The organism is Desertihabitans aurantiacus, assembly GCF_003344635.1.
Taxonomy (GTDB): Bacteria; Actinomycetota; Actinomycetes; order Propionibacteriales; family Propionibacteriaceae; genus Desertihabitans; species Desertihabitans aurantiacus.
Map to the genome: position 1 here is coordinate 1 of NZ_QPKK01000054.1, position 16096 is coordinate 16096.

At 70.4% G+C, this 16096-nt stretch carries 15 protein-coding genes and 1 pseudogene; 8 read left to right on the forward strand and 8 right to left on the reverse strand.

Translation table 11 applies throughout. The features are described 5' to 3' along the window. Nucleotides 1-491 (forward strand): annotated as a pseudogene (locus DVA66_RS06625) (hypothetical protein); the annotation flags it as partial. Next, nucleotides 488-1186, forward strand: a complete 699-nt coding sequence (locus DVA66_RS06630; protein WP_114559359.1) for an alpha/beta fold hydrolase — start codon at nt 488-490, stop codon at nt 1184-1186. The pseudogene DVA66_RS06625 and the gene DVA66_RS06630, both read left to right, overlap by 4 nt. Nucleotides 1187-1249: 63 nt before the next feature. Here DVA66_RS06630 and DVA66_RS06635 read toward each other — a convergent pair whose 3' ends face one another. Beyond that, nucleotides 1250-2137 (reverse strand): helix-turn-helix domain-containing protein, encoded by an 888-nt coding sequence (locus tag DVA66_RS06635; RefSeq protein WP_114559360.1) that lies wholly within the window; start codon nt 2135-2137, stop codon nt 1250-1252. A gap of 27 nt (nt 2138-2164) precedes the next feature. Between DVA66_RS06635 and DVA66_RS06640 the strand changes: the two genes are divergently transcribed. From DVA66_RS06640 to DVA66_RS06650, 3 genes are all read left to right on the forward strand, one after another. Further along, a complete protein-coding gene (locus DVA66_RS06640; protein ID WP_157973873.1) occupies nt 2165-2971 on the forward strand; it encodes a pepsin/retropepsin-like aspartic protease family protein in 807 nt (268 codons plus the stop codon). Between the two features lie 186 nt (nt 2972-3157). Next, nucleotides 3158-3715 carry a GNAT family N-acetyltransferase gene (locus DVA66_RS06645; RefSeq protein ID WP_114559362.1) on the forward strand — a complete coding sequence of 186 codons (558 nt, stop codon included), beginning with the start codon at nt 3158-3160 and terminating at the stop codon, nt 3713-3715. A gap of 275 nt (nt 3716-3990) precedes the next feature. Next, a complete protein-coding gene (locus DVA66_RS06650) occupies nt 3991-4557 on the forward strand; it encodes a hypothetical protein (RefSeq protein WP_157973874.1) in 567 nt (188 codons plus the stop codon). Nucleotides 4558-4604: 47 nt separating this feature from the next. On the opposite strand, the gene DVA66_RS06655 is transcribed toward DVA66_RS06650, so the two are convergent. The 5 genes from DVA66_RS06655 to DVA66_RS06675 all read right to left on the reverse strand — a co-directional run bounded on the left by DVA66_RS06655 (nt 4605) and on the right by DVA66_RS06675 (nt 10733). After that, nucleotides 4605-5744 (reverse strand): ROK family transcriptional regulator, encoded by a 1140-nt coding sequence (locus DVA66_RS06655; RefSeq protein WP_198671543.1) that lies wholly within the window; start codon nt 5742-5744, stop codon nt 4605-4607. Nucleotides 5745-5764: 20 nt separating this feature from the next. Next, nucleotides 5765-7309, reverse strand: coding sequence for a glycoside hydrolase family 36 protein (locus DVA66_RS06660; RefSeq protein ID WP_198671544.1), 1545 nt, complete (start codon nt 7307-7309; stop codon nt 5765-5767). Between the two features lie 103 nt (nt 7310-7412). Further along, a complete protein-coding gene (locus DVA66_RS06665; RefSeq protein WP_114559365.1) occupies nt 7413-8768 on the reverse strand; it encodes an ABC transporter substrate-binding protein in 1356 nt (451 codons plus the stop codon). 73 nt (nt 8769-8841) lie between these two features. Next, entirely contained in the window at nt 8842-9789 is a 948-nt protein-coding gene (locus tag DVA66_RS06670) for a carbohydrate ABC transporter permease (protein ID WP_114559366.1), read from the reverse strand. Further along, the gene (locus DVA66_RS06675) at nt 9786-10733 is read right to left on the reverse strand and encodes a carbohydrate ABC transporter permease (protein ID WP_114559367.1); all 948 of its coding nucleotides are present in this window, start codon (nt 10731-10733) and stop codon (nt 9786-9788) included. The genes DVA66_RS06670 and DVA66_RS06675 overlap by 4 nt, the downstream gene beginning before the upstream one ends. A gap of 220 nt (nt 10734-10953) precedes the next feature. On the opposite strand from DVA66_RS06675, the gene DVA66_RS06680 reads away from it, so the two are divergent. Continuing rightward, complete coding sequence (locus tag DVA66_RS06680; RefSeq protein ID WP_157973876.1) at nt 10954-12468, forward strand: DUF4832 domain-containing protein; 1515 nt, start codon at nt 10954-10956, stop codon at nt 12466-12468. Between the two features lie 91 nt (nt 12469-12559). Next, nucleotides 12560-13771, forward strand: a complete 1212-nt coding sequence (locus tag DVA66_RS06685) for a Gfo/Idh/MocA family protein (RefSeq protein WP_114559369.1) — start codon at nt 12560-12562, stop codon at nt 13769-13771. A 281-nt stretch (nt 13772-14052) separates the two neighbouring features. On the opposite strand, the gene DVA66_RS06690 is transcribed toward DVA66_RS06685, so the two are convergent. Next, nucleotides 14053-14547, reverse strand: coding sequence for a DinB family protein (locus tag DVA66_RS06690; RefSeq protein WP_114559370.1), 495 nt, complete (start codon nt 14545-14547; stop codon nt 14053-14055). A 151-nt stretch (nt 14548-14698) separates the two neighbouring features. Next, complete coding sequence (locus DVA66_RS06695; protein WP_114559371.1) at nt 14699-15253, reverse strand: DnaJ family domain-containing protein; 555 nt, start codon at nt 15251-15253, stop codon at nt 14699-14701. 67 nt (nt 15254-15320) lie between these two features. Between DVA66_RS06695 and DVA66_RS06700 the strand changes: the two genes are divergently transcribed. Then, entirely contained in the window at nt 15321-15923 is a 603-nt protein-coding gene (locus DVA66_RS06700) for a TetR/AcrR family transcriptional regulator (RefSeq protein WP_114559372.1), read from the forward strand. Nucleotides 15924-16096 lie beyond the last annotated feature (173 nt).

The following is a 16096-nucleotide window of genomic DNA, read 5'->3' on the forward strand; positions in this document are numbered from 1 at the left end:
CCTGGGACACCCTCGACCGGGACCGGTCGGGCCGGGTCCATCCCGGCCCGACCGGCCTGAACGGCTGGGCGCGGGTCCTGCTCGTCGCCGCTGTGCTGGTGCTGATCTCAGGAACTGTGGTCACCGGTAGCGGCCCGCACGCCGGCGACTCCGCGGACGTCCCGCGCATGGGCTTCGACTGGGCGGCGACAACGGTCGTCCACGGCTGCATCTCCGGCGCAGTCGTCGTCGCCGCAGCGAGGGTGCGCTGGTCGAGCCCGCGCGGCAGCAGACTGCGATCCCACGCCACCCGGCTGCTGGTGCTGCTGGCTGCGCAAGCCGCAGTGGGCATCCTCCAGTCCCTCACCGGGCTGCCGAGCGCGGCCGTCGTCGCCCACATGCTCGGCGCCGCACTGATCGTCGTCGGCGCCGTCCGGTTGACCCTCGAAACCACCCACACCACCGCGGGCGCGCCAGCTCGAACTGGCGGCTCGTGTCAGGAGAACCCATGAGCTCAGATCTGTCTTCGACACCGATCCTGTTCCTCGGCGGAGCGGGCCTTCCGGCGTGGATCTGGGACGAGGTCCGGGCGGACCTCCCTGCTGAGTCGGTCGTGGCGACCTATCCGAAGCGGGCCGACACACGTCTCGATGACTGTGTGTCCTCGGTGTTGGTCCAAGCACCGGAAGGCCCGTTCACCGTCGTGGCCCACTCGCTGGGCGGTGTCGTGGCAACCCAGCTCGCCGCAACCGCACCCGAACGCGTTGCCGGACTGCTCGGGGTCTCCGCGTCGTTCCCCGCCGTGGGAGCCTCCTTCCTGGGCGCCTCCGCGCTGCAGCGCGTTGTGCTGGGCGCTGTCATGCGTGTGGCCGGAACTCGTCCTCCCGAGCGGGCGATCCGCTCGGTCCTGTGCGCCGGCCTCGGCGAGAATGACATCCAACGGATCGTGTCCGAGTTCGAGCCGGAATCACCGCGCCTGTATCGGGACAGGATGTCCAGAAGGGCATTTCCTGGGTGGACGGGGTATGTCGTGACCACGGCGGACCCGATGTTCCGCGCCACGACGCAGCACCGGCACGCGGCCGAGCTCGGGCCTGGATTCCGTCGCGAGCTGCCCACCGGACACCTGCCGATGCTGCAGGACCCTTCAGCACTGGTCAGCATCATCCAGGAGTTCACCACCGGCGCGTGCGCGCCGGCTCCATGACGGGCAGTCGGGCATCGATCGCCGGCGCCGATAAGGCCTCCCGGTGCTCCCCCGGGGCGACGCTCACGAAGCGGGCGGCTCGTGGGCGGCGATGCCCTCGGCCAGCTCCAGGCAACGCAGACGAGCCGGGGAGAAGTCGTAGGGCATCTTCCCCACAGCCGCCACCACGCTCATGGGCTCCTGGCCCGCGCCGTCCCCGTCCTCGCCGTCGTCGCCGGGGTGCAGGTCCTCCCAGGAGTCGAAGAGCGCCTCCTCGCCCTCAGCCAGCCCGGACTCCTCGATGACGGCGTGCAGCCTCAGCTCGAAGGCCCGCCGTTCGGCGGCCACCTGTGCCACGCGGGGGTCGTCGACAGCGACCGTGTCATCGAGTGCCTCCTCGGCGGCGCCGACCAGGTCGGACTCCTCCCGTAGATCGGGATGGGTGGCCAGGGCGAGGAACCGGCTGGCCTGGATGGCCGCGCCGAGGGGGCCGAAGATCCGCTCGGTGACCAGCAGGCTGTCGAGGTCCGACTGGCGCAGGGAGCCTTCGGGCAGGCCCTCGAGGCGGCTGGCGACGATGTCGGAGAGCAGACCCATCCTGCTACCCCGGGTGCGCATGCGCTGCACGGCGGTGCGCTGCAGCTCCAGCTCTGCCTGCTGAGCGGCAAGGATCTCCTCCAGCCGTTCCAGGATGCGCGCGAATTCCTGGTCTTCGTGCGCACCAGCAGGAGCCGCGTCGGCGACGGCTGCACGGATGTCGGTCAAGGCGATCCCGGCGTCAGCCATCTTGCGGATCCACAGCAGCCGGATCATCTCGGCGTAGCCGTACCGGCGGCGGCCGCCAGGACTCCGCTCGGGCTCCGGAAGCAGGCCGATCTCGTGGTAGTGACGGATCGCCCGCGGCGTGGTGCCGACGAACGATGCAGCATCACCGATCGCGACCTGACGCGGCGGACTGAAGGACGCATACATCGGGTTGGACCGTGCGACACTGCCAGCATGGCATCACTGCGACTGCAGGTTGTGCCGGATCCCGAGGACGCCAGGGCACTGCAGGCTTGGGTTGACGCCACCGTGGGCTCCTCGGTGGTACGGATGTTGCTCGACACCGGGAGCCGGCGCTCGGCCATCCCGGCGGCCGTCGCGGCCGGCTCGCGGACGGGTGCGCGCTCGCCATCCGGGCGCGGGCTCGCCGGGGGCGACGAGCTCGAGGTGGAGCGGGTGAGGACCCGCCTGCGCCTCTCCAGCGCCTTGTCCTGCTCACTGACGGTCGACGTCCAACCCGATGGCTGGCAGCACCCACCGCTCCTGGGTACCGACGTCTTCGGCAACCACCGTTGCCGCTTCCGTTTCGGGCTCGGCCAGATCGAGATCGACCCGCCTGAACGGCCAGACGAGACACACGTCGTGGGACCGTGGCGGGGAGGACCATGCGTCCCGGTGCGATGGGGCGACACGGTGGTCGACGCCGTCTGGGACACAGGCGCCGGTGTGACCGTGGTCGATCGCGCCTGGGCTGAGGCTCACCCTCATGCGCTCACGCTCTTGCAGGAGCCCAGCCGCGGCACCGACGTCACCGGAGCGGAGATCTCCGGAGCTCGTGGCCTCCTCAGCGCCAGCCTCGTCGCCGGCCAGGCTTTCGCTCCGCAGGAGTGCGGAGTCGTCGACCTCTCTCACCTGAACGCGCACCTCGACGACCCGATCCGGCTCATCATCGGACTACCGCAGATCGTCCAGCGAGACTGGTACGTCGACTTCCGCACCAGAGTGCTGGCTCCCTACCCACCGCCGAGCCGCATTCACTGACGATGGTTACCACCCGCCGACAGCGCGCGCCTGCGGGTGTCTGCCTGGACGAGGCGTTCAGTGCATCGCGCCACCTGGTTTCCCGCAGCCGTGATGAGCCTGCATCCCAGACTGTTGGCCGGTGCGTCAATGAGATCGGCAACCCGGCGCGGATGAAGCGAAGGAGCGTGACAGGCTCGTGAGCAGATGACCATCACAGACGCCTCTTGGTACCACCCCGACCCCGGACGCGTCCGCCTGCATCTCGACGTCGTCCCGGCAGACGTCCTGCATGCGTTGGCGGCCGGGGAGATCGGCCCGCTCGATCCTGCCTATGCGTCGCCCTACCTGACAGGTCCCGAGTGCCGTGGCCTGTGGCGGATGAGGAGCAAGCAGATCCGGGAGACGCCTACAGACGCGCCATGGATCACCCGGCTGATCGTCGATCCATTGCGCGAAGCGCCGGTCGGGCTGGCTGGCTTCCACGGCGCCCCTGATCGTGCGGGGATGGTCGAGGTGGGGTATCGGGTCGACCCGGCGCTACGGCGACGCGGCCATGCAAGGGGTGCCCTGGAGACGCTGCTGTCGGTCGCGCAGCGCCACCCTGACGTCCGGACCGTCCGAGCAACGATCAGCCCGGACAACACGGCATCGCGGGCACTCATCGACGACTACGGGTTCGCCGAGACAGGTGAGCAGTGGGACGAGGTAGACGGACGGGAGACCATCTACGAGGTGTCCACGTCGGCGATACGGCTGTCGTAGGCGATGCTCCGTCGTCGGCGGTCAGTCGCCACGCTGGGCTCGGTCGTAGGTGTCGGGGTCGACGGGCTCGAGCCACGTCACGGGCGTCCCTTCGGACCGGTCTCCTGGCCGCGTCGGCCCCATCAACCCCGACCTCGTCGAAGGGCTCGACGCCCTCCGCCAGGTCTCCTCCGGTCGGTCAGGGGTGTGCTGACGCCGGTGCGGTCGGATGAGCCGGTGACCACCGCGCGGAGAGCCATGACCGGCCGTCCAGGACTTGATCGGAGGTGGGCACCATGACGCCCGCGTCGGCGCACCCGGCGCCGCTGACGGCGGCGTTGTCGAGCGCTGGTCTGGGCGACCTCTGGTACCGCTGGTGCGACCGGCAGCGCGACTGGTCGGCGGAGGCGACGGCGCTCTACGAGCCGGACTCGCTGCTGACCGAGCGCGGGAGCTACACCGCGCTACCGGTCACCGAGTTCATGAAGGCCTACCGCGCCGCCGGGGCGACCGTCACCCGTGGGAGCCGGCTGGGCGACCCCCGCCACCGTTCCTTCACCGTCGAGGTGGCGGACGGACCGGTGCTGGTCAGGCTGGCCGTCCTGCTCGGGCGGGGCCTCAACTCGCAGGAGTGCTCGCTGTGGGTCGAGGTCGATGGTGAGCCGCAGGAGGAACCGGTGAAGCTGCACGCGGTCGCCCGCGACCTCCGGCTCGCCCGCGGCGAGTCAGTCCCCGGACCCGACGCCCCGTATCCGCGGCCCATCCTCAGCAGCCGCAGCCACCTCGAGGTCACCTCGCGGGAGATCGTCGCCCTGATGGCCGATGTCGCCCGCGGCTGGGCTCCGGCGGAGCTACCTGGCTGACGGCGACCGGGGTGCTCCCCGGGGGGCGACCCGCTCGCGTCCCGTCGTCACTGGACGGCGCTCGAGCCGGTCGATCGACGCACGGGGAGCAGCCGCGTGCCGAAGTACCTGCCGGCGACCTCCTGCATGGCCAGGCGGATGGCCCCGCGCGCCACGTGGTCGCTGCCCAGGGTGGAGACCAGCACCTTTGGCATCCGCAGCACGCTCTTGCTCAGGGCGGCGCTGAACTCCGGGACCCACAGCGACTCCGCAGCCACCATGCCTCCCCCCACCACGACGGCCTCGGGGTCCATGGTCAGCACCAGCGCCGCGGCGCCCGTGGCGACGTCCTGCGCGTAGCGCCGCATCAGCGTGCGGGCTGTCTCGTCCCCCATCCGGGCGCGCTCGGCGGTCCAGGCCATGTACCCGTTCTCGCTGAGCTCCGCGGGCAGACCGGGAGTCTCCCGCAGGTTGTCCGGGGCCGTCTTCCACCGGACGGCCGGCAGGGCCCCGATCTCGCCAGCCGCGCCGCCGTGACCCTTGACCACGCGGCCGTCCACCATCACCGCCGCTCCGGTGCGGACCCCGGCCAACACGTAGACCACATCGCGCATGTCGCGCGCCGCACCCCACTCGTGCTCACTGTGCAGGGCGAGCTTGACGTCGTTCTCCACCTGGACCGGTGCGTCGAAGAGGGCGGAGAGGTGGGCGACGAGATCCACCTCGTGCCAGTCGGGCAGCGGGGTGGACAACAGGGTCCGACCGCGCTCGTCGACCGGTCCGGTGACCCCCGCCGCCACCGACCAGACGTCACCGGGTGCGACGCTGTCGGCCTGCAGCAGCGAGCCCAGCATCGCGTCCATGGCGGCCAGCCGTCGCGAAGGTGGGCTGTCGTGCTCCACCCGGACCTGCTCGTGGGCGAGGCGGTGGCCGGCGAGGTCGGTCAGCAAGCCGGCGATCCGGTGCACGCCGATGTCGATCCCCACGAGTGCGCCCGCCTCGGCGCAGTAGCGGAAGCGCTGCGCCGGACGGCCGTTCTGCCCGTCCGGGACGGAGTCACCAGCCACCACCCAGCCCAGCTCGCCCAACCGTGCGAGGGCGTTGGTGGTGCTGGGCCGGGAGAGCCCGGTGGCACGCGTGAGCTCGGCGATGGTGCCGGGTGACTCCCGGAGGGCTGCGAACACGCGCAGGGCGGTCAGGTCACTCACCAGTCCATTGTCGCGGCGGCTCACAACGGGTAGGCACCCGCAGCACCGTGGAGCGCCGGGTTGAAGTCCACCTCGCGGTCCCCTATCCGGTACCGGTACCGGCCCAGGCCCACTGTTGCCGGCGAGTCGGCGAGGAAGGCGCGCAGCGCGGGCAGGTCCTCTGCCTCGATCCATCCCGGCGGGTCGGAGACCGCCTTGAAGTCCGACAGCGTGGCGGCGTCGCGGATCCAGGCCATCTGCTCCTCGCTCAGCAGGTTGCGCCGTCGCCGGAAGTAGACCGCATCGGGGTCCAGACCGATCAGCCCTCGCATCCAGAGCCGCTCCACGGCGTTGCGCAGGGCGTTCCTGGCGGTGGCGTCGGACATGTCGTCGGTGGCGTAGTTGTCCCACATGGGTGCCACGTCCGGGCCCGTCCGCACGGCGTCCAGAACACCCAGCGAGGCCATCACCGGCGCGCCTGAACCCAGCAGGTAGGTGTCCTCCCCCGCGGCTCGGCGCACGATCTCGATCGCGGTCCGGTAGGCGGCCTCCCGGTCCACGTCGTGCTCGCGGCACCCGGTGACGGCGCCGGCGTTGATGAAGTCCAGCTTGAGGTACTCGAAGCCCCATCCACGCACCAGCCGGTCGATCGTCTCGGCCAGGTGGTCCTGCGCATCGGGGCGGGTGAAGTCGAAGGTGTGGTAGTGGCTCCCCCAGTTGCTGCCGGCGCGCACCAGCTCACCGTCGTCGTCGCGCAGCAGCATCTGGGGGTACCGCTCGACGACGGGCGTACCGGGCAGGGTGATGAATGGCGCGATCCACAGCCCGGGACGCATCCCGAGGGCCTTGATGGAGCTGGCCGCGTCACGCATCCCCGCGGCGAACTTGTGGTTCGCGGACCAGTCCCCGACCCTGCGTTCCCAGCCGTCGTCGATCTGCACGGTCGTGAAGCCCAGGTCCGGGAGCCGCGGCACGATCGAGTCGAGCTCGGCGCGGGAGACGGTCTCGTAGAGGGAGTACCACGACGACCAGACCGTCCCGGGGTGGGACCGGCGGGTTCCGTGACGCTGTCGCAGCAGCTCACGGTAGCGGTCGAAGACCTCCTGCTCGGACCCCTGGAGCACCACCCACAGACCCGGCTCACCGGTCTCGGTCCAGCCGGCGACGACGTCCGGATCGGCGTGGGTCCGTGGAGTCGCCCCAGCGATGGCGCCGAGCAGCAGGGCCCGCCCACCGGAGCTGATCGCCGTCATCCACGAGGAGTGGTGGCGGACCACGTCGTCCCAGCGGGAGTCGTCAGCGGTCTGGCGCCGGACGGGGTCGGCGACCCGCAGCGGAGGCGAGGTCAGGGCCGTCCACCCGGTCGGGGACCAGGAGTTCTGCCCGTTCCGGTAGACGTCGCCATCGGGCATGCCGTGCAGCAGGCTGACCCGCGAGCACGCCACGAACGTCGCCCCAGCTCCGAGATCGGGACCCGACCAGCCCGGTGCCGCGGAGAGCTCCTCACCGTCGTGGCGCATCACCAGGACCTCGGCCGACTCAGGGACCTCCGGCACGGCGGGTCCGGCGGGCGCTTCGAGGGTCATGCACTGCCTCTCTGTGGATGCCCGGTGGGAGTGGTTGGTGCTACCACTCCCACCGGGCAGGGGTTTCGGACGGCTGCTGGTCGCGGTCAGCGCGCAGGCGACCTCAGCGGAAGAGGGCTTCGACCTCCTGGTCGGCGGCGGCCAGCGTCTCCAGGGCCGGGGCGCCCTGGGCGATGGCCTGCATGGCGTCCTGCACCACGAGGTTCACCTCGGAGGCCTGCTCGAAGACCGGGATGGCGTAGGTCTCGCCGGCCTCGACGCGGTCGACGAAGGCGCTGGAGTCGATGCCCTGCTCCTCACGGGCCTGCAGGGCGAGGTCGGTCGCGGAGGTGAGGGCGGGGAAGATCACCCCGGACTCGGCGACCTGCTCCTGGCACTCGGCCGAGGCGAGGTACTCCACCCACTGGTAGGCCTCCTCCGGGTGGTCGGTACCGGCCCAGATCGCGTCCGAGAGGCCGTTGGAGGCGGCGAAGCGACCCTGCGGCCCGGCCGGCACCGGGGCGAAGGCGAACTCCACCGGTGCGGCATCGTCGAGGTAGGTGCTGGCCAGCCACGACCCGGCGATGGTGGCGGCGGCGTCCTCGTTCTCCATCACGGCCTGGGTGCCGAGCGAGGACTGGGCGTCGAACTGGGGGGCGATGCCCTCCTGGATCATCCGCTGGAACCAGGTGGCGGTCTCGGCCAGCTGCGGTGAGTCGTAGTTGAAGGTGGTGGGGATGCCCTGGTCGTTGGTGAAGGTGAACCCGTTGGCATGGGCGAAGTTGCCCCAGCCGTTCTGACCGACCGCACCGTCGCCCCACTCGGGGTAGTAGCCGTAGCGGACCACGTCGCCGGGGTCGAACTCGGGGTCGTTGCCGTCACGACCCTGCCCGTCCTCGGCCATCGCGCGGATGAACTCCTCGAAGGTGCCGCCGTCGGTCGGGTTCCACTCCAGCGCGGCGATGTCCTCGGCCGAGTAGCCGGCCTCGGTGGCGATATCGACGTTGTACAGCATGGCGACCGTGTCCCAGTCCTTGGGCAGCCCGTAGCGCTTGCCGTCCAGCACCCACCGCTCGGGCGTTCCGGGGGTGTAGGCGGCCATGTCGATGCCCGACTCCTCCACGTAGGGGGTCAGGTCGAGCAGCTGGTTGGTCTCCACGAACTGGGCGAAGTAGGAGATCTGGTTGGTGAACACGTCGGGAGCGGACCCGGCGGTGATCTGCGTGGTGAGGTTCTGCCAGTACTGCGCCCAGGCGGTCTGGGTGATGTTGATCGTGATGTTCGGGTTGGCAGCGGTGAAGCTGTCGGCGCACGCCTGGTAGAGGGGCGCCTGGAGGTCGTCCCAGAGCCAGTACTCCAGGGTCACCGGCTCGCCGCCGCTGCCGGTGCCGCCGCCTCCGCCGCCTGACGAGCAGGCCGCCGTGGCGGTGAGCGAGAGCGCGGCGATCGCGGCCGCGGTGACGCGAACGAGCTTCTTCATGGTCGATCTCCTTGGGTTTCGGCGCAGGGCGGACCGGACGGTCCTGGAGTGACGGTGTGGGAGGAGCGGACGGCTACTTCCCGGCTGAGAAGTTGAGGGACTGCACGAGCTGCTTGCCCAGCAGCAGCAGGATCAGGAGCACGGGGACGACGGACAGGGCGGAGCCGGCCATCAGGCCGGTCCAGTCCGGGGAGGTGTTCGGCGACTGCTGCTGGAAGACCCCCAGACCGACCGACAGCAGGCGGGTCTCGTCGGAGTTCCCGGCCACCAGCGGCCAGAGGTAGTCCTTCCACATGGCCACGAAGGTGATGAGGACCATCGTGGCCACCGGGCCGCGGCTCATCGGCAGCGTGATCCGCCAGAAGCGGCCGAGGCTCCCCACGCCGTCGAGCATCGCCGCCTCCTCCACCTGCCGGGGCAGGGAGAGGAAGAACTGGCGGAGGAAGAAGATGGTGAACGGGTTCATCAGCAGCGCGGGAGCCACCAGGCCGGCCATGGTGCCGACGAGGTCGAGCTCACGGACGAGGGCGAAGTTCGGCAGCAGGGTGAAGATCGGCGGGATCATGAGCCCGGCCAGGAACACCCCGAACAGCAGGTCCCGTCCTGGGAAGTGCAGGCGGGCGAAGGCGTAGGCGGCCGCCGCGCACGAGAAGGTCTGCACCACCGCGACGGAGCCGGCGTAGAACAGGGAGTTCAGGGTGTAGCGGACGAAGTCGATCGAGGCTCCGGATCCACCGGCGGCAACCGTCTCCTCCAGGGTCGCCAGGCCCAGCACCCGGCGGAAGTTGATCAGGGTGGGATCGCTGGGGAACAGCCGTCCCGCGTCGGTGATGAGATCCGCGGCCGGGGTCAGCGCCGTCCTGATCATCCAGTAGAACGGGAACACCGTCGCGAGCACGACGAGCCCCACGACGACCCAGGCGAGGACGGCTCCCACCCCGACCGGTCGACGGCGTCGGGTGCGCGGGCGGGCGGGAGGGCTCCCCGGCACAGGGCGGACGGTGGTCAGCGTCGCGGTCATGCGAGGTCCGATCGGTTGGCGCGCATCAGGCGCAGCTGCACGAAGGTGAGGGTCGCCAGGATCAGCAGCAGCAGGAGCGCGATCGTCGAGGCGTAGCCCATCCGGTAGAAGTTGAAGGCCTGCTGGTAGATGTAGTAGTAGATGACCCGCACCTCGGGGATCGGGTTGTTCCCGTAGCCCACCTGCACCAGGTCGAAGACCTGGAACGACCCGATCAGCGAGACGACCACCACCAGCGCGAGCACCGGCCTGATCAGCGGGATCGTGATGCGCCAGAACATTCCGGCCTCCGTGGCCCCGTCCAGGGCCGCGGCCTCGTACAGGTCGTGCGGCACCTGCAGCATCCCGGCATAGAGCAGCAGCGCGGTGTAGCCGAGCCCGGCCCAGGTCGAGATCAGGACGAGGATCGTCAGCGCCGCCTCGGCGTTGTAGAAGGTGAATCCCGGGATGCCGATCTGCTCCAGCAGGTTCTTGAGGAAGCCGACGTTGGCGTCGAGCAACCAGCTCCAGATCAGCGCGATGGCCACGTTCGGGACCAGCCACGGCAGCAGCAGCAGCGCCCTCGTCCCTGGCCCGAGCCGCAGCCGCTGCATCAGGGCAGCCAGCCCGAGCGCCAGCACCATCGTCACCGCGATGCTGGCGAGGGAGAACACCGCGGTGATGCGGAGCGACTGCCACACCTGCGGGTCGGCCACCAGCGTGCGGACGTTGTCCATCCCCGTGAACTCCGGGTCGCTGAGCAGGTCGTAGTCGGTCAGGGAGAACCAGGCACCGCGCAGCGCCGGGTAGATGTAGAAGACCAGGAACCCGAGGGTCGCGGGCAGCAGCAGGGCGAGCGCCGCCCACTTCTCCTGACGCCGCAGCCGACCAGGTCGGCGCGCGGCCTCCACTGCCGGATCCTCGTCCGTGCCGACCACCTCGTCGGCGCCGATCCTGGTGCTCATCGCGTCCCTCTCCGGTGCGCTGCCACCGGCACGCGCTCGGTGACAGCGGTTATGCAAACGCCTTTCGACAGTTCTGTCAATGGGGTTGCACAACAACGTAAACCAGGTTTACCGTCGCAGTGACGGGATCGGTCGCCTGCGCCGGACCCGCCAGCGAGCTCCCAGCAACGACGCAACCGCGGACGGCCGGAGGCCGACCCGGCAAGAGGAGGACACCGCAATGGAACACACACCCACCACTCGGTCACGGATCACCGCGGCAGCCGCCGTCTCCGCCCTGGCCCTGGCCCTGCCGGGACTGGTCGCCCAGGCGCCGGCCGCGGCCACCCCCGACCGCCACGACTGGACCACCCTCACCACGACCGCGGCCCGGACCGACGGACCGCTGGAGGGCTTCATCCCGTTCGCCCCCGAGCCCGGCAGCGAGCTCGAGGCCGCCGACCCCGACTTCCCCTACCAGCTGGAGTGGTTCTACCTGCCGGTCGACGCCGTGGTCGTCGGTGAGGACCGCTACGACTGGAGCCGCTTCGAGGTCTGGCTCGACTCCGTCGCCGACCGCGGGCACCAGTCCGCGCTGCGGTTCTACCTGGACTACCCCGGCCGGGAGACCGGCGTCCCGGACTACCTGCTCGGCCCGGACGGCATCAGCCAGGACCGCCGCTACGACTTCTACGACAACAACGGCATCAGCTTCTCCCCCGACTACGACGACCCGCGGGTGGTCGAGCTGCTCACCGGCTTCATCGCCGAGCTCGGCGAGCGCTACGACGGCGACCCCCGCATCGGCTACGTCACCGCCGGCCTCATCGGCTTCTGGGGCGAGTCCCACACCTACCCGGTGGAAGGTGAGGTCGACCCCGTCAACAACCCCGAGGGCGTCAGCTGGATGCCCTCCACCCAGACACAGGCCAGGATCTGGCAGGCCTGGGACGACGCCATGGACGAGACCTGGGTGCAGGCCCGCTACCCCAACGAGCTGACCGCCCAGCACGACCTCGGCTACCACGACGACTCGTGGGCCTACGCGACCCTGCCCACGACCGACTGGCACTTCCTGGGACGGATGGAGCGCGCCGGGGAGAGCGAGAACTGGAAGCACGCCCCGGTGGGCGGCGAGCTGTACCCGCCGCTGCAGACCTGCATTTTCTCCGAACCCCTCAGCTGCCCGGGCGCCGAGGGTGAGATCGCAGCCGGCCGCGACTACGACGTCGACGGCGCTCTCGAGGCCAGCCACGCCACCTGGATCATCAACCACCGCGCCTGGACCGTCGGTTACGAGGGTGAGGACCGCCAGCGGGCGCTCGCGGCGCACGCACGGCTCGGCTACGACCTCGCGGCGACCCAGACCAGGACCGTCGTCGACGCCCGCCGCAGCGTCGCGGAGGTGTCGGTGCGGGTGACCAACCGCGGCGTCGCGCCATTCGCCTACGACTGGCCGGCCGAGCTGTCCCTGCTGGACAGGGACGGCCGCGAGCTGTCCACCGTCGTCGCCGACGTCGACCTCACCGAGATCCTGCCCGGGTCCACCGTCGAGATCACCGCCGAGCTCCCCCTGCCGACCCGCTGGCGGGGACTGTCGATGACCACCGCGCTGCACGTGCCCAATCCGATGGCGGGAGGAGCGCCGGTGCGCTTCGCCAACGAGACGCAGGACAGCCACGCCGAGGGCTACCTCAGCCTCGACAAGGTGACCGCGGCCGACTGCCTCTCTCCCTGCACGATGACCCGTCGCTGACCACCCCGTTCACCGCTCCGGCGACGTCGTGCACCAGCGCGGCGTCGCCGGAGCGTGCACCCACTGCCCACCCAGCAACCGATGGAGGACCATGCCCACCGAGCAGCACCGACCCGACCTCAGGGTGGCCGTCATCGGCACCGGGGTGAGAGCGCAGATCGCCCTCGCCATCCCCCGGCTCCGGCCTGGGGCCGCGGTCACCGCCGTGGTCGACCCCAGCCCGACCGGGCTGTCCCGCGGTCGGGAGATGTTCGGTGACGTCGCGGGGTTCTCCAGCCACACCGACCTCGTCGCCGCCGGCGGCATCGACGCGGCGGTCGTCACCAGCCCCGACGACACCCACGTCGACATCGCCCTGGACCTGCTCGAGGCCGGCATCGCGGTCTACCTCGAGAAGCCCATGGCCATCACCCTGGAGGGGGCCGACGCCGTGCTGGCCGCCGCCGCCCGCACGGGCACGCCCCTGTACGTCGGGCACAACCTGCGCCATGCCGACGTCGTACGTCAGATGCGGGCGATCATCGAGCGCGGCGAGATCGGCGAGGTCAAGACGGTCTGGGTGCGCCACTTCGTCGGCAACGGCGGCGACTACTACTTCAAGGACTGGCACGCCGACCGTCGGCGGACGGGGAGCCTGCTGCTGCAGAAGGCCTCCCACGACATCGACGTCATCCACTACCTGGCCTCCGGCCACACTCGGCGGGTGGTGGGCATGGGTGACCTCATGGTCTACGGCGGCATCACCGACCGCGGCGGGCACCAGGACGAGCTGATGCCCGAGTGGTTCTCCCTCGACCACTGGCCCCCCACCACGCAGACCGGGCTCAACCCGGTGGTCGACGTGGAGGACGTGTCGATGGTGCTGATGACCCTGGACAACGGGGTGCTCGCCAGCTACGAGCAGTGCCACTTCACCCCCGACTACTGGCGCAACTACACCGTCATCGGGACCCACGGCCGGCTGGAGAACATCGGCGACACGGGGGGCGGGGAGATCCGGGTCTGGTCGCGGCGGCACGGCTGGCAGGAGGCCGGGGACGCCGCCTACCCGATCGCGGGGGTGGAGGACGGGCACGAGGACGCCGACATCGCGACCATGGCGGAGTTCCTGGACCACGTCGTCGACGGCGCACCGACCGTCGTCTCCCCCCTCGCCGCCCGGGCCGCCGTCGCCGCCGGGGCGCTCGCCGCCCACTCGCTGCGCAACGGCTCGACGCCGCAGGACGTCCCCCCGGTCCCCGACGACGTCCAAGCACACTTCGCCCGGCTCGACACCAGCAAGGAGCCGAGCCGCGCCGACTGAGCCACTCCGATGCTGCTCGAGCGCCTCCTGTCCGGCGGCCCAGGCACCGGTCGAGTGAGGTCGCAGCGGCAGGGACGGTGGTCGTCTGCCCCTGGTCTCTTCACTCGCCCGCGGTCGGCAGAGGTGACGGGGCCTACGAACAGGACTCGTTGCCGACCGAGCGCGATAGACCTTCTGCACCTCCCGCGCCCGGTGACCTGGATCCGGTCGAGCGCACCGCCGAGCGGTGACGGTCGACCAGTCACCAGCTCCAGGACCACCTCACGTGACGACTCCGGCGCTCAGCCGATCCAGGCAGCCCAGTCCGGGCCGGCGTCGAGCCAAAGGGCTCGCAGGTAGACGCTGAGCTTGCCGTAGAAGATGTAGACCGCCTCCCGGTAGACCTGGTGCTGGACGAACGGGGACGCGATGAAGCCGCCGCCCCGGTCGATGCTGCCGACGTGGAGCTCGTCATCGGTGAACCGGTCCAGAGCAGCCTTCATCGCCTCGTCGTGGGCTCTGAACCATGCACGCAGGGTCTCGACGGTGAGAGGAGCAGGGGCGGGCAGCTGCCGGTGCGACCAGTCGAGCGTGAGGGTCGCGAACGAGTGCGTGTAGACGCCCTGCAGGTCGCCCATCTCGACCAGCAGCTCGCCCAGGGTCGGGTTCGATCCCGGCATCTGCTCGGTGAGGTCGTCGTCGGAGACGAGGGTCAGGACGTGGTCCCGCATGCTGTGGTGCCCGCGGATCTCTTCGTCGAACAGCGTGTTCATCGGGTGCCGCCCGGCCCACGCCATCGCTGCCTCACCATCGACCCTCCTGTCGGCTGCCGCCTCCAGCGTGCTGCCCCGAGACCGATGCGGCGTCACGCTCGTGGTGTCTCTTGACCCGCGACGCTAGCGAAAGGGTTCGGACGATGTCGACGCCCACGTCGAGCCGATCGACCGACTAGGTCCCAGGCCTCCGACGGGGCGATGGACGGCGCCTGCCGAAGAGGTGACGGCGACGGCGGTCGTCCGGCCTGGCCTCTTCGCGCGCCTTCCTCCTCGCTTCCTCAGCCCGGGCGGCCCTGCGCTCGGCCCAGGCGGTCACCGTGGCCTCCACGTCACGCGGCATGGTGATCAGCGGCGGACCGGCTGGCAGCTCGTAACGGGCACGGATGACCCGCTCGTTGAACTGCTCGACCTCGTGCCGGACCGCGGCCTCGTTCGGCAACTCGTCCAGCTGCCCGTCGAGCGCGGCGTCGTCCTTGCGCAGCTGGACGGACGACGGCAGCAGCGCGATCCTCTCGCGCTTCATGAGGTTCTTGATCCACCAGTCAGGATCATGGCGCTCGGGGAGGTCGAGCGGCTTGCCACTGCCCGGCAGGTCGTCGAACTCGCCCCGCTCGATCGCCGCACGGATCATCATGTCGGCGAGCAGCGCGATCGTCACCTCGGAGTCGTAGGTGAAGGCCACGGGGTCGTAGAAGGAGAGGGGCAGTCCCGGCTCTGGATCCGTCATCCGTGCGCCTCCCTGTCGCATTCAGTCACTTGTATTATGTCAGGCGTATGAAAACAGAGGAGGCGGGGTGCCGAAGCAGGTCGATCACCGCGAGCGGCGGGAGCTGATCGCGCGGGCGCTGTGGCGGATCGTGGACCAGCAGGGCTGGACGCGAGCGACCATGCGCGAGGTGGCGCGCGAGGCGGGAGTCTCCCTGGGGCAGCTGCAGCACTACTTCTCCTCGCGCGGGGAGATGCTGGTCTTCGCGATGGAGTTCGCGTCGCAGCAGACGTCGGCACGGATCGATCGGGGTCTCGCCGCACTCGACCAGCCTCCGCACCCACGCGACGTGCTGCGACTGGTGCTCACCGAGATGCTCCCGCTGCGACCCGATGCTCGGGCCACCAGTCGCATGAACGCGGCCTACGTCCTCGAGGCGATGCACGACCCGACGCTGCAGCGGCAGGTCGGCATCGGACTACGCGACGGACGCGCGATGGTCGGACGTCTGATCCGACAGGCGCTGGAGGACGGGCAGATCCCTCCGGATCGTGACCCCGACATCGAGACCGACCTCATCCTCGCCCTGACGGGTTTCGCCACGCTGATCGAGCTCGACGTCGTCGAACCGCAGGCGGCACTGGCAGCCATCCACCAGCACCTGGATCGGCTCTTCCGCGCTGACGCCTGACGTGCGGGCCGCTCAGGACGGCAGCGCACCCCATCGGCCGTCGTGCACGCGCAGCTCCCGCGGCCGCCGCGGCCGGCGACGTCCTGAGCCGGCGGCCCGCTCCCCCGGCGCGCGGTGGCCGAGGGCGACGACGCCCGCGCTCGACCAGCCGTCCGGGACGCCGAGCGCCGCGG

Bases quoted from the DNA above. Each gene is read 5' to 3' on its own strand.
- DVA66_RS06680 (WP_157973876.1), top strand. From the start codon at position 10,954: ATGGAACACACACCCACCACTCGGTCACGGATCACCGCGGCAGCCGCC.
- DVA66_RS06630 (WP_114559359.1), top strand. From the start codon at position 488: ATGAGCTCAGATCTGTCTTCGACACCGATCCTGTTCCTCGGCGGAGCG.
- DVA66_RS06690 (WP_114559370.1), bottom strand. From the start codon at position 14,547: ATGGCGTGGGCCGGGCGGCACCCGATGAACACGCTGTTCGACGAAGAG.
- DVA66_RS06660 (WP_198671544.1), bottom strand. From the start codon at position 7,309: ATGACCCTCGAAGCGCCCGCCGGACCCGCCGTGCCGGAGGTCCCTGAG.
- DVA66_RS06695 (WP_114559371.1), bottom strand. From the start codon at position 15,253: ATGACGGATCCAGAGCCGGGACTGCCCCTCTCCTTCTACGACCCCGTG.
- DVA66_RS06650 (WP_157973874.1), top strand. From the start codon at position 3,991: ATGACGCCCGCGTCGGCGCACCCGGCGCCGCTGACGGCGGCGTTGTCG.
- DVA66_RS06685 (WP_114559369.1), top strand. From the start codon at position 12,560: ATGCCCACCGAGCAGCACCGACCCGACCTCAGGGTGGCCGTCATCGGC.
- DVA66_RS06665 (WP_114559365.1), bottom strand. From the start codon at position 8,768: ATGAAGAAGCTCGTTCGCGTCACCGCGGCCGCGATCGCCGCGCTCTCG.
- DVA66_RS06640 (WP_157973873.1), top strand. From the start codon at position 2,165: ATGGCATCACTGCGACTGCAGGTTGTGCCGGATCCCGAGGACGCCAGG.
- DVA66_RS06670 (WP_114559366.1), bottom strand. From the start codon at position 9,789: ATGACCGCGACGCTGACCACCGTCCGCCCTGTGCCGGGGAGCCCTCCC.
- DVA66_RS06635 (WP_114559360.1), bottom strand. From the start codon at position 2,137: ATGTATGCGTCCTTCAGTCCGCCGCGTCAGGTCGCGATCGGTGATGCT.
- DVA66_RS06645 (WP_114559362.1), top strand. From the start codon at position 3,158: ATGACCATCACAGACGCCTCTTGGTACCACCCCGACCCCGGACGCGTC.
- DVA66_RS06675 (WP_114559367.1), bottom strand. From the start codon at position 10,733: ATGAGCACCAGGATCGGCGCCGACGAGGTGGTCGGCACGGACGAGGAT.